This is a genomic window from Sporomusa malonica, assembly GCF_900176355.1.
GTDB classification, from domain to species: domain Bacteria; phylum Bacillota; class Negativicutes; order Sporomusales; family Sporomusaceae; genus Sporomusa; species Sporomusa malonica.
Window position 1 is genome coordinate 1 of record NZ_FWXI01000012.1, and the last position, 12927, is coordinate 12927.

General features: G+C 43.0%; 13 protein-coding genes and 1 riboswitch. Of the genes, 5 read left to right on the forward strand and 8 right to left on the reverse strand.

The window, feature by feature from the left end; genetic code table 11:
• Positions 1–181 (forward strand): hypothetical protein (locus tag B9A22_RS25865; RefSeq protein WP_217805961.1); only part of this gene is annotated, 181 nt, incomplete at its 5' end.
• A gap of 3 nt (positions 182–184) precedes the next feature.
• Here B9A22_RS25865 and serA read toward each other — a convergent pair.
• The 3 genes from serA to B9A22_RS14110 all read right to left on the reverse strand — a co-directional run bounded on the left by serA (position 185) and on the right by B9A22_RS14110 (position 3178).
• On the reverse strand, positions 185–1765 hold the full coding sequence (serA, locus tag B9A22_RS14100; RefSeq protein WP_084576402.1) for a phosphoglycerate dehydrogenase: 1581 nt from the start codon (positions 1763–1765) through the stop codon (positions 185–187).
• 76 nt (positions 1766–1841) lie between these two features.
• A complete protein-coding gene (locus tag B9A22_RS14105; protein WP_084576404.1) occupies positions 1842–2093 on the reverse strand; it encodes a hypothetical protein in 252 nt (83 codons plus the stop codon).
• Positions 2094–2326: 233 nt separating this feature from the next.
• Entirely contained in the window at positions 2327–3178 is an 852-nt protein-coding gene (locus B9A22_RS14110) for a DUF2971 domain-containing protein (RefSeq protein ID WP_084576406.1), read from the reverse strand.
• Between the two features lie 206 nt (positions 3179–3384).
• On the opposite strand from B9A22_RS14110, the gene B9A22_RS14115 reads away from it, so the two are divergent.
• Positions 3385–4011, forward strand: coding sequence for a LysE family translocator (locus B9A22_RS14115; protein WP_084576408.1), 627 nt, complete (start codon positions 3385–3387; stop codon positions 4009–4011).
• A gap of 11 nt (positions 4012–4022) precedes the next feature.
• Here B9A22_RS14115 and B9A22_RS14120 read toward each other — a convergent pair whose 3' ends face one another.
• Together B9A22_RS14120 and B9A22_RS14125 are read right to left on the reverse strand one after the other, a co-directional pair.
• Complete coding sequence (locus B9A22_RS14120) at positions 4023–4520, reverse strand: hypothetical protein (protein WP_084576410.1); 498 nt, start codon at positions 4518–4520, stop codon at positions 4023–4025.
• A gap of 50 nt (positions 4521–4570) precedes the next feature.
• Complete coding sequence (locus B9A22_RS14125; protein WP_084576412.1) at positions 4571–5032, reverse strand: hypothetical protein; 462 nt, start codon at positions 5030–5032, stop codon at positions 4571–4573.
• 308 nt (positions 5033–5340) lie between these two features.
• Between B9A22_RS14125 and B9A22_RS14130 the strand changes: the two genes are divergently transcribed.
• From B9A22_RS14130 to B9A22_RS14140, 3 genes are all read left to right on the forward strand, one after another.
• Complete coding sequence (locus B9A22_RS14130; protein WP_084576414.1) at positions 5341–6195, forward strand: TIGR00266 family protein; 855 nt, start codon at positions 5341–5343, stop codon at positions 6193–6195.
• 154 nt (positions 6196–6349) lie between these two features.
• Positions 6350–7429, forward strand: coding sequence for a ribosome small subunit-dependent GTPase A (gene rsgA / locus B9A22_RS14135; RefSeq protein ID WP_084576416.1), 1080 nt, complete (start codon positions 6350–6352; stop codon positions 7427–7429).
• Between the two features lie 290 nt (positions 7430–7719).
• Entirely contained in the window at positions 7720–8775 is a 1056-nt protein-coding gene (locus B9A22_RS14140; protein WP_084576418.1) for an HD-GYP domain-containing protein, read from the forward strand.
• Positions 8776–8805: 30 nt separating this feature from the next.
• A riboswitch (cyclic di-GMP riboswitch) is annotated at positions 8806–8893 on the forward strand.
• Between the two features lie 143 nt (positions 8894–9036).
• On the opposite strand, the gene B9A22_RS14145 is transcribed toward B9A22_RS14140, so the two are convergent.
• From B9A22_RS14145 to B9A22_RS14155, 3 genes are all read right to left on the reverse strand, one after another.
• Positions 9037–10761 (reverse strand): amidohydrolase, encoded by a 1725-nt coding sequence (locus B9A22_RS14145; RefSeq protein WP_084576420.1) that lies wholly within the window; start codon positions 10759–10761, stop codon positions 9037–9039.
• 112 nt (positions 10762–10873) lie between these two features.
• Positions 10874–11227, reverse strand: coding sequence for a response regulator (locus B9A22_RS14150; RefSeq protein ID WP_084576422.1), 354 nt, complete (start codon positions 11225–11227; stop codon positions 10874–10876).
• The gene (locus B9A22_RS14155; RefSeq protein WP_084576424.1) at positions 11228–12913 is read right to left on the reverse strand and encodes a GGDEF domain-containing response regulator; all 1686 of its coding nucleotides are present in this window, start codon (positions 12911–12913) and stop codon (positions 11228–11230) included.
• Between the last annotated feature and the right edge of the window lie 14 nt (positions 12914–12927).

The following is a 12927-nucleotide window of genomic DNA, read 5'->3' on the forward strand; positions in this document are numbered from 1 at the left end:
GTCGGACGGTCAGTATCAGATGATGTCCGCAGCACTTGCTGCAATTCTTCGATGGACTGAGGCGACACTGATTGAACCACGTGGCTTCCTCCTTCAAAAAGAATTTCTATCACTTTCTCAAAACAAAAATAGCGGCACAAGTTTTCTGCCTTGTAGCCGTTATTTTTGCTTTTTTGGGTAAAGACTATAGTTTTACAAAGCGGGCTTTGATAATGCCTTCAACACCGCTTAGGAACTCCAACGTCTCTTTGGCAATTTCCGAATCAACAGTCAATACCATCATAGCGCGGCTATCTGTAAGCTTCCGTCCGAGCTGCATCGTAGCAATATTGACTTTACCAACGCCTAATAGGGTTCCTAGCTGACCGACAACACCTGGTTTATCCATGTTTTCAGCAATCAGCATATAAGGCGTGGGATTGACATCAAATTCATAGCCGTTAATTTCACTAATCCTCATTTCACCTTTTCCAAAGACAGTGCCGCTGATTGTAAACTCCATGTTCTTAGAAATAACTTTAACAGTAATTAAAGTCAGATAATTATCCACTGCAGACTCTTTGATTTCAGTTACAGTAACACCTCTGCTTTTGGCAATGACATTAGCATTAACATAATTGATCCGCTCCTTAAGAACTGGTTCAAAGAGACCTTTCAGTATAGCCAAGGAGATAACTGAGGTTTCAAGTGCAGCTACCTCTCCTCTATAGATAATCTCTACTTTTTCAACTGCCTCTTTTTCCAATTGGTAATACATTTTACCCAATGTCTCACCTAAGCGCAAATACGCTTTGACAGTTTCTAATTCCCTTGTAGGGAGAGTAGGGAGATTTACAGCGTTAGGTACCATTTCTCCGCGCAGCGCCGAAACGACCTCCTGGGCTATGGTGATCCCTACATTATCCTGTGCCTCTAGAGTGTCAGCGCCGGCATGAGGCGTAATAATGACATTCTCATAATCAAGCAGCAGCGAAGTAGCCTGCGGTTCCCCTTCAGGAACGTCAATCCCTGCTCTAGCAACATTTTTTTCTTTTAGGGCTTCCCCAAGCGCCTCCTCATTCACAATCCCAGCCCGGGCACAGTTGATAACTACAAGCCCTTTTTTCGCAATTTTAAACTGTTCTTTGCCAATGATACCATATGTTTCCTCTGTTTTCGGAGTGTGTACGGTAAGAATATCAGCTGCTTTCATCAAGTCGGCCAGTTTTTCCTTTTTCTCTACGCCCAAGTGCTTAAACCGTGTATCACTGATGTAGGGATCATAGGCAATAATGTTCATTCCAAACGACTTCAAACGGGTTGCTACTAAAGACCCTATCCGCCCTAAACCCACAATGCCTACTGTTTTACCCTGTAATTCTATCCCCTTAAGGCCGGATCGATCCCAAACCCGCTCCTGCAGCCGGTTATGCAGCTGCGGAATGTTGCGGCAGGTGGCAAGCAGTAAGCCAATCGTAAGCTCGCATGCCGAAACGACGTTGGATTCAGGTGTATTAACAACAATGATACCACGTTTCGTAGCACCATCCATATCTATATTATCGACTCCGTTACCGGCACGCCCCACTACCTTTAGTTGAGTAGCCTTTTTGTATAGTTCTTCATTGACCATAGTATTGCTTCTAACAATAAGTCCGTCATAACCACCAATGACCTCCAGCAATTCCTGCCGTGTCAGACTAGTCTTTACATCAACTATCGCTCCTTCTTCAATAAGTTTCTCAATACCTTTTTGAGCGATCGGTTCAGAAATCAACACTTTCATACACTTACCTCCATTTTTTTGTAATTGCTATTATAAGCTTGTTTGCTGCATCAGGAGCATGGCTTTCACCAGTCCCTTATGCAGCCGAAACCTTAGTTGCACTTACTGCAGGTGAAAAATAAAAAAACTCACCCCATGATAATTGGGGCGAGTTTTCACCCGCGTTGCCACCCAGCTTAGACCGAAAACGAACCATGGTGCTGCAAAAAACAAAAGTCCTCATCCCATTAGGGACGAGAACTACTTCCCGCGTTGCCACCCATGTTGCCTTCCGGCCAACTTTAGCCGCTATATCGGGCGGATCCCATTCTGATTCTTCACCAGCCACTCCCAGGCGGAACCTTCCTGTTCGATGTACCGGCTCTCACCAACCGCCGGCTCTCTGAACACCTTCCATTCGGCTTCCTGTTCATCATGTTGAATATTAATTTAGATTGATTATACCGTGTACGCAGCTTTAAGTCAAGTGTCTTTGCTTCAAGAATGGATTAAGTGCACAATGTTACGTTTTAGCTGCATTTTTCAGTTTTTCCGCTGATATATTACACATTTTGCTGGTTACTAACTCGTCAAATGGCGAAAATTCATTTTAAATTCCATTTCGTCAGGATCAGCCTGTAGTATGCGAACATGCTGAAAGTGTGGTTCAGATGATATGAGCGAAATAGTATCTCTCTTTTTTTCTTCATGCATTCTGCAGCCAAGAATAACCTCTCGGACTGCCGCTCCCGGAAACTGGAAAAGGTGAATAGAAAAGGGCTCAGCCTCAATAATCCCTTGTGCGTCTTGTAGAGGACGCACAATTCTCCATTCCTGCTCATACGCCCATTGGCTACTCTTTACCAGAAAAACCTCCACACCTGCTGGGTCAATCACAGGTGTAACCGCACGAGTCTCACGGTACTCAACTTTTCGCAAATGACCAAGATCATCCTTGGGGTCCTGCTTATCGTGAAAGTAAGGATGCTCAGAATCAAAGCCGATGACATACCCTTCATGGCACCCAGAGTAATGAGCCCACATGAGGAGATTATCCGGTTTCTCCGAAAGAGATAAAATCCCAAGCATTTCGTTGAACTTGCCAGCAAACAGCTGCCGTATGATTGGCGTGAAAATTTCTATCATCCCGAAAATGAGGTCAGAACTGCCAGCAATTTTTTGTTTGGCAAGTTCGCAAAATGTTTCATAGGATATGATTGCGCGAAACTCAGGGGGCGACTCTTGATACACTTGTCGAATTGCTTCAGGGGCCGCTTTTTCAAGCATAGATTGTGCCTCTCGTTTTTCAGCAAGTTTGCTAACATATGGTGTAACTTCAAAAGGATCATTAAATGCCCCTGGCTGTGTATACCGTAGCAAACACTTCTGTAAAACATCGATTCTCTCCGGAGCAAGGTATTTATATAACATCATGACGGCGAACACCTCATAAGTTAAAAATACTAATAAATCTACATTCTACGTTATTAGCATTTTTTCCTTGATGGGTTATAGGATTTTACAGATTTTGTATATCATTAACTTGCGCATATTTTTTTTAGCGATGATTGAAACTATTGCTTATCGTATCGCCTAGCCATAAAATAGAACTATTAAGTATAATTAAGGAAGTGATAGAAATGTTTGGTATCGTTCACTACGAAATGTTTGTTATTGCGGGCATTATTCTTAATATTACCCCAGGGTCAGATACTCTCTACATTTTAGGTCGCAGCATTTCACAAGGCCGCAGAGCAGGTATTTACTCTGTTCTAGGTATCAGTTCCGGCTGCGCGGTCCACACTTTGCTGGCAGCACTGGGACTATCTGTCCTACTAACGCAATCGGCTCTAGCATTTCTGGTTGTCAAAACAGCCGGTGCTCTCTATCTTGCCTACCTGGGAGTCACCACTCTGCTCGATAAGAATAACAATCTGGCTTCACCAACCGGGAATGCCATGTCCAATCAAGACATTTACCTGCAAGGGCTACTAACTAATGTACTCAATCCTAAAGTTGCCCTCTTTTTTCTGTCCTTTATGCCCCAGTTTATTGATCCGCATAACAGCTTTGGCATTGTACCCTTTATAATCTTAGGAATAACCTTCTTAACCACCGGCACCCTTTGGTGCCTAAGCTTAGTCTTCTTTTCCTCTGGCGTAACAACCTTTCTCCGTCAGAGCAATAAAGCAGCTACTATGATGAATAAAATCTGCGGAGGCATTTATTTGCTGTTAGGGGTAAAACTGCTTACTACTGAACGATAAAAATGCTTTATTCATTCAATCGGTTCATAACGAATTTCCCAGGTTAGCGTGCCTTTACGGCTAGAATCGCCAAAAATACGCCGTTCATGCATGCTGTATCCCAATACCGAAATGGCTGAAGCTCTTCTTTCAGGTGCAAACTTCTTATCCTTTGTACCAGGATAAACTTTTTCAACCTCGCCATTTTCCCATACAATTTTAATGGCCGATTTTTCGGCGTGCTCACCGGTAGCTTGAAAGTTGACAATAGCTAAATTTTGGGCAAATCTCCCAGCAATCGCTTGCCGTAATTCTATACTGCCTTCGAAAGGTACCTCACTTCCCCGAATAATCCGTAAAGACGGCAGGGGTGTGATGGTAATTATATTAGAAAGGCTTTCCGGATTTTCTACCCGGTTTTCAGGGGTAGTAAAATTCTTTTCCATCCCTGAAAAAACCATATATCCAGCTACTATAAACACCAACATGGATATAGCCCCGACTGCAAAACTTTTCCATGACTTTACCATATACTTACCCTACCTCATAGAGATTATTAATATATTTGAACTCGTCCATACTAGAATTTCTTTTTCAGGATCACCTGATACTCGGAATTAGAATTAGAAGGGTTGCGTTCCACCTCAATTGACCTGCTATTGTCTTGATCTAACTGAATATGAACAACCCCGCTTTTCACATTTACGCCGGGCATAATTTCAACCCCTTTTTTCTCAACCCGCTTTATTGACATGGTATGATCAGACAAATCCGCTGGATTATCGTCTGCTCTTACTGCCTTATCCACTACAATACGCTGCGGCCCAAACTCTCCTCCGTCCCCCTTAGAGGAAGGTTCGGCAGGCTTCAACTCCTGCTCGCTTTTTATATCATTAATAGCAGGCGAAGGCGGGGTGACGATTACAGGCTCTGTAGTTAGCGATTCCGTAGAAGGAGCTTCAGAAAAATAAAAATGTTTAATCGCCCAGCCAAACAGTAGTAGTATACCTAAAGCAATAGCTAAAACAATCGGTTTGCTCATTTCATACTCCCTTATATAATTTTTAAGCTATATGAGGTTTATCATTGGGCATTACCATTATTATACAGATTATACTCCAAATAGTGGTTTATATTATTGCCCTCACCTTATATTAAGTTTCTCCATTATCCAAAAAATCCCCTTTAGATAAAGCGAGGAAGTTTCGTCGAACACTTCTAGGAACTAGCCACTTATACCCAAGAGAACAGGCAGATTACCCTGATAATAGGGGCATAACACCTATATTAAAATTTAAAATTATGGTATTATTTTCCTTATAGTATAGAAAAAAATGGGGGGATACTTTGATGAGCTGGAATACCGGCAGGTGTAGTGCTGATGAAATTGAATACAAGATTCTTGGCACAGAAATGCAGTTTGTGGAAGTAGAGCTTGATCCTGGCGAAAGTGTTATTGCTGAAGCCGGAGCAATGATGTACAAAGAGAGCACAATCGATATGGATACTGTGTTTGGCGATGGCTCAGTAAAAAGCAGCCGGGGCGGTCTTTTTGATAAGTTGGTCGGAGCCGGTAAACGACTGCTTACAGGCGAAAGTCTATTTATGACCGTATTTACGAATCAGGGGCATACTAAGGCAAAGGCTGCTTTTGGTGCGCCTTATCCGGGGAATATTATCCCTGTCCATCTGCCGCAAATCGGCGGCACAATTATATGTCAAAAAGACAGCTTTTTGTGTGCAGCCAAAGGGGTTGCTGTTGGCGTTCACTTTCAACGTAAAATAATGACTGGCTTATTCGGTGGCGAAGGGTTTATCATGCAGAAACTCGAAGGAGATGGCTTGGCATTTATGCATGCAGGAGGAACGATTGTTGAACGCCAGCTCCAATCTGGTGAAATTCTCCATGTTGACACCGGCTGCATAGTAGCTTTTGAGCCTTGTGTGCAGTTTGAGATACAACAAGCCGGAAATATTAAAACCGCTTTATTTGGCGGTGAGGGATTATTCTTTGCCGTCTTGCGCGGGCCAGGCAAGATATGGTTGCAGTCATTGCCATTCTCGCGGTTAGCTGGCCGGATGCTGGCTGCGGCGCCGAGACAGGGTGGCTCAAAAGAAGAAGGCAGCCTCTTGGGCAAGACGGTTTTAGGCGGAGCTGTTCTTGGCGGGCTGGGAGGCTTGCTTGGTAATGACGAAGATGCCTAGTGTGATATAATAAAACAACGTGAAAGGAGCTGAACTTTATGTTTAAATCATATAATGCTGAGTCTGTCTCATGCGGGGAGGTGCTCGCAGAGTAGAAGACGATCTGCCCTCCCCCCCGCTATCAAGCAGCAATACAATTCGGGAGGACAAAAAAATGACTAAGGAAAATTTATATAGAGTTGGACTAACTGACCGTTTTGAGCAGGAAGCTACCATGTATGAAGGCTTATACCTTGCTAGAGTATCAGTACAACATAAGGATTTATACAAGATCTTTACCGAGAATGGTGAAATACAGGCTGAGATTTCGGGGAAGCTGGGATTTATGGCTAAGGATAACTCAGATTATCCTGTTGTCGGCGACTGGGTTATGGTCGATCGCGTTGATGACAACGGCGGAAATTCCATCATTCACCACATTCTTCGCCGTAAAAGTGTTTTTGAGCGCAAGGCGGCAGGTACGTCCCATCAAAGCCAGCCCGTAGCTGCTAACATTGACACTGTTTTTATTTGCATGTCGCTGAATAATAATTTTAATCTGCGGCGGTTAGAAAGATACCTATCTATTGCGTGGGACAGCATGGCCACACCTGTTGTAGTACTGACAAAATCCGACTTGTGCGGCGATATATCAACCAAACTGCCAGAAGTCTATTCTGTGTCCATTGGGGTAGATGTACTTGTAACCACAAGCATCAGCGACGATGGATATAAAGCGGTAAACAAATATATCGGCAAAGGTAAAACGGTGGCTTTCATCGGCTCATCCGGCGTGGGTAAATCCACATTAATCAACCGTATGCTGGGCGAAGAGTTACTTACGACAAAGGCAATTGGCGAGGATGATAAGGGCAGGCATACGACAACCCACAGACAGCTGATTGCTCTTCCGAACGGCGGCGTGGTGATCGACACGCCTGGTATGCGTGAGTTGCAAATAGAACGAGCTGACCTATCTAAGTCTTTTGCTGATATAGAGCAACTGGCACAAACCTGCCGCTTTAGTGATTGTGCGCATCAAACCGAACCAGGTTGCGCAGTGAGGGAGGCCATTGAAAAAAGCCTTATTTCTGCCGAGCGTCTTGGCAGCTACAACAAGCTTCAGACCGAGCTGAAATATCAAGGGCTGAACTCACGCCAGCGTGAGCAGGAAAAAATCAACAAGATGTTTGGCAGCGTAAACGGCATGAAACAAGCAAGAGCAGATGTTAAGGAAAAAGCCAACCGGAGATAGTTCTTTAACTACTTCAACCAAGCCTCAGCCCTTCATAGCTAGGGGGCTGAGGCTTGATTTTGTTTTACAAGTAATACATTGCTCCGTATCCTTCGTTTAGATGACCGATCAAATTTATTTGTTGACTAATTAGGAAACATAGTATTTAATGGAAATTAATAGTTTGTCTATAATAAATTAGTCGACGATGAATAGAAACATTTCTTGTCTTCGATCAATCTGACAATTAACAATGCATCATTTGTCAAAACCAAGGACAACTGGTACTATTTTATTGAACGGAGGATCAGATGTTTTCAAACCAACATTTATTACGGGTGGAAGAACTTAAGCCAGGCATGGTAGTTGCGCAAGCGGTTATTTCTGATACAGGGCAACTTCTGCTAGAGCAAGGTGTATTTCTTACAAAAGAGTTTATCGAAAATCTCGGCAACTGGCGAATAATGCAGGTCAGCATAGTATTACCCTACAAAAACCGTCCCTCACAGCGGCGATTTTTTTGTATTTATAATGAAACCCTTGGAACGGTTGCGAAAACTTTTGAAAAAGCCAGGGCTTTCAAAGAAGTACCGATCGCAGAGTGTAAGGAATTAGTTGACAAGTATATTGAACTTATCGTCAATATCGTAGGTGTCATAGATGACTTATATAATATTAAGGCCCACAATGAGTACACCTTTAAACACTCTCTCAATGTTGCAATACTTTCTGGAGTTCTTGGCAAATGGCTGGGGTTTACCGAGCAAAAGTTGAAAGACATTATATTGACGGGGCTGTTGCATGATATTGGTAAAGCCTTGATTCCTGAAGCAATACTAGATAAACCTGGGAAGCTTTCCACGGAAGAGATGGCAATCATTAGAACACACCCTGCTCACGGCTATCACCTATTGGCCGATTGCTCTGAAATACCGGAAGAGGTCAAGTTGGGAATATTCCAGCATCATGAGCGGGAAGACGGTTGCGGGTATCCCCTGGGCATATCTGGCAGAGAAATACATATTTACGCTAAAATTGTAGCTATTGCCGATATGTATGACGCTATGAATACAGAAAGGGTTTACCGGCCTAAAATGCCACCGTTTTCCATTGTTGAGATTATTCTTGAACAAATGTATGATAAGCTTAATCCTCAAATCTGCCTAACCTTTTTGGCACACCTTCGTAGATTTCTTGTCGGGAGTTCGGTGCTACTAAGTGACGGCAGGAAGGCAAAAATAGTACTCATGAATGATCTATTAAGGGTAAGACCTGTAGTCCAATTGGAATGTGGCACTTTAATTGATCTGGAAAGAAACAGGAATCTTGAGATTGTCACATTACTGGATGAAGCAAACACTGCATGACACCACAAAAAAAGCGAGCATCCATTAATAAAAAAATATTGGCAAACTTATTGAAAAATAAGGACGCAAAGCCATGGATCTAAAGGATGTAATATTCTACGATTGCCAGGTTGCTATTAAACTACGAAAAGTACTTCGTCAGCCTTAGCAACAGGCATCTGACGTTTTTTTTATTTGTAAGCATAGAAAGTACCCATAACTTAGCAAAGAGCTGGTTATGGGTACTTTCATACAAGACTAATGGGCTTAAGAATGAGGTGGCTACAGGGCGGTCTTTGGGTCTTCTTCCATTTCTCCCCGATTATACACCAGATTTCCGGCAAAAAAAGTCATACACACTTTCACCTTATCAATATCAACAGGATTTATCGAGAGCAAATCCTGATCAAGAACGACGAGATCAGCCTGCTTACCCACCTCGATAGAACCTGTTTCTTGATCAATAAATAACGTAAAAGCGCCGTTAATCGTAAAACTTTTTATCATTTCCGCTACCGATACCCGTTCATCTTTATTTAGCAAATACCGGCCGTCATCCATATCGGTTATATCCTCCACGCCAAATGCCCGGCCATTGTAAATATTACGCGTAGCCCCCACTTCAATGGCAAATAATGGATTGGGTACAGGGGTAATGGAGTAATCGGAGGAAGATGCAATAATTACACCTTGATTTATAAAGGATCGCAGCGGATACTCGTGTTTTGCCCGTTCCCCTAAAAGGCGGTAATCAACATATTGCCACCAGTTTGGTCCTTTGAAATGCCAATAGGGCTGAACACTGGCAATAACCTTTAGTTGTTTAAACCGTAGAATATCGTCTTGATCGACAAGCTGCAGGTGGGTGATAGTATTGCGAAAATCTCCAGGAGAAACCTTTTCCTGAACCTCTTCTAAAGCATCCAGAACCCTTCGCGTTGCTGCATCTCCGGTCGAGTGAACATGAATCTGCAAGCCTCGCTGGTTTGCCTGGCAAAATGCCTGATCAAGCATTTCCATGTCCCATAGAAATCTTCCATAATAATTAGAGCCTTTTCCAGTCTCTAAGGTATAAGGTTCTAATAAGCAGCTTGTTCCGCCTTCAACAACACCATCAGCAAAAAACTTCGCTGTCGTTATCTGAAAATTGGGGGAATGATGCTTTTTCTTAAGCCTGTCAATATCCTCAAACTGGCTAAGTAAATTGTCCTGGGGCTGGATCATAATCGCTCCGCGGACGTGGAGCGCCAAACTTCCTTGCTTCTCTAAATGATTCCACGCTTGTAAGATTATATCAGTGAACCGCCCCATAATACTAAGGATACCTGTAATTCCAAAGCTGTGCATTTTGCTTTGAAATGCATGCATAGCTTGTACATATTGTTCCAAGGTATATTCCGGCTGAATTATGAGAGATATGGCGCTTTCCTTCACAGTTCCCCATAATTCACCAGTTATATCTTTTTCAATGATGCCACCGTCAGGTGCCTCGGTATCCCGAGTTATACCACTAACAGCTAACGCCTTGGAATTAACCCACCAACTGTGACCATCCATAGCCCGTAATATTACGGGGATATCGGGCGCTACTGCATCCAGGTGCTCCTTCCGTGGTCCTTTGTTTACTTCTTCCCCCTCAAAAGCGCTCCATAACCAGCCCTGACCAAAAATAGCCTTTGTCCCTGGATGACAATTAATAAAGTCTTTTACCGCCGCTACATATCCTTCCAGGCTGTTGATTCCAAATAATTGCACCTCATAAAGTTCAGACAGCGCAATCCCTGGTGGATGAATGTGGCTGTCAATCATCCCCGGGATTACCATCCTCCCTTTTAAGTCAATTCTTTTGGTGTCTTCACCAATATACATGGCTGTTTGCTCATTATTACCAATAAAGAGTATCTTATCGCCCTTAATAGCGATTGCTTGATAAACATTCTCCTGTGTATCAGCAGTATATACTACTCCATTCATAAATACCGTATCGGCAAAAAATCCTTCTGCCATTTTGTTCACCTACCTGTTTTCAATTGCAAAATTCACCTATTTGCGTACACACTACAAAGAACTAGTAACCACATTTAGGCTGCTAGTTCTCACTTCAAATAAGCTATGCTCTCTATTTCCTTAACGCAGCCAAGATTGACTCTGCAAAATTTTCGTCTTTTGGAATATACGTGATTCCCAAACTGATTGCTTTCCTAACAATATTTCTATCAGTTTCACTGGTCAAAATCAGAAATCGCAGACCAGGCCAGCCATCATTTATTTGTTCAAAGAGTTTAAGTCCATCGGTATCTGGCAAATACATATCTGATATTACTGCATCATACTCGCCACATTCACGCAACAATCGTAACGCTTCTGTACCGCTTTCAACACCACTAGCTTCATAATTTTCTGTTGCTAATACCAAGGCGATCATTTCCCGCATAAAGCTGTCATCTTCAATAAGCAGTAATTTTCTTCCCAATCAGTTCACCCCCTTCATTATTGATTCATCATTAGTGGGGGCCATATGAATTAAGTTCCTACCCAAAGCCTTGGCCTCGTATAGAGCTTTATCTGCCGCATTGTATAGACCGGTGGGATCAGTATATCCAGGCAAACCCGCAAGTCCGCAACTAAATGTCGCATGAAACGTACCATTTACAGATTCATGACACATACTTTCAAACTTTGCCCGTATTTCCTCTATGACTTTGTAGGCGTAGCCAACAGGGGTATTGGGCATGATTACCGCAAACTCTTCACCACCCATACGACCAATAATATCAGTGCCGCGTAAGCGCTGTTCCAGCAGCCTGGCAATACTCAAAATCACCATATCACCCGCAACATGCCCATAAGTGTCATTCACATTTTTAAAACTGTCTAAATCAATCATTGCAAGCGTGATCGGATTATTCGTGCGTAAGGCTTGCAAAAACAACCGTTCAATATGTTGTTTCATAACCGAGTGATTATATAAGCCGCTTAAACCATCGCGCTCCATGTACTGACGAAGCATTCGCATACGTTCAGCCCGCAGCCTCACTGAGCAAATAAAATGTTCAGGCTGAACAGGTTTAGTGATAAAGTCGTCTCCGCCTGTTGCCATTGCCTGCATTTGCAATTCAAGATTTTTTTCTCCGGAAAGAAACACAATCGGAATCCGAAAATAGGCGGGAACCTGGCGAATTAGCTTAGCAATTTCATAGCCATTACATTCCGGCATGTTTAAATCCAGCAAAATCAGATCCGGATTAAATATACTCAAATACTCCAGGATTTGCAGAGAATCCCGCAAGGTAAATGTTTTCATTCCATTTAGTTCTAATAAAGCCGCGTGATAGTCGGCCATAATTTTATCATCATCAACAATCAACACCCGGCAAAGCTCTGGTTCTTCCGCCTTTGTCAGATTGTCTAATTTGTCGACCAAATCAATAGGGCGGACAGGTTTCACGAAATAGGCATCACTCCCAACTTTAACGGCTGCCAGCCTGGAATGAATATCATTTCGTCGTGACAAAAATATAACTGGAATATGGTATGATTTCATTGTCCTAAGCCGCCTAACAGCATCAGCACCGGCAATCTCACCTTCGGGAAAAACCATATCCATAATAATACCGGCAGGCTCTAATTGGGGCAAAGCTTCCTCCACTTCCTGCAGTCGATGAAACTTGAAAACCTTATAGCCAAAACACTCTAACTGAAACGCTAAATTTGCTAAAAAATGCTCATCATCGTCTACCATAATCACAGTCTTGCGTGTCTGGCAGTCACACTCTAGCCGTGTTTGCGAGATGCCCAGCTCCACTTCGTAATTCTCCTGCGATTCTGCGGCTTCCACCACTGCTTTCATACCCTTAATGCAATGCTGCATTGTATTTTCCGCGTCTGCAGATATCTGGCAGGAGCCAAGGATTGCTTTTAGCACACTTTCCCCGTCGCGAGCGTACTCCCCCACTTTCGAATAGCCGAAGGAGCTGGCCGTTCCTGCCATTGAGTGAAATGCCCGCATTAACTCAATAATGTATTTGTCAATTTTTTTTGTTACTAATAACTCTTGCCAGGTGTATTCCAGCGCTTCAATTTTGCTCGGAAGTTCGCGGCTATAGGCCTCTTGGAGCAATTTCATTCGCTTACTGATTAACCTCTTATTCTCGGACATTATTTTTCCCTCAC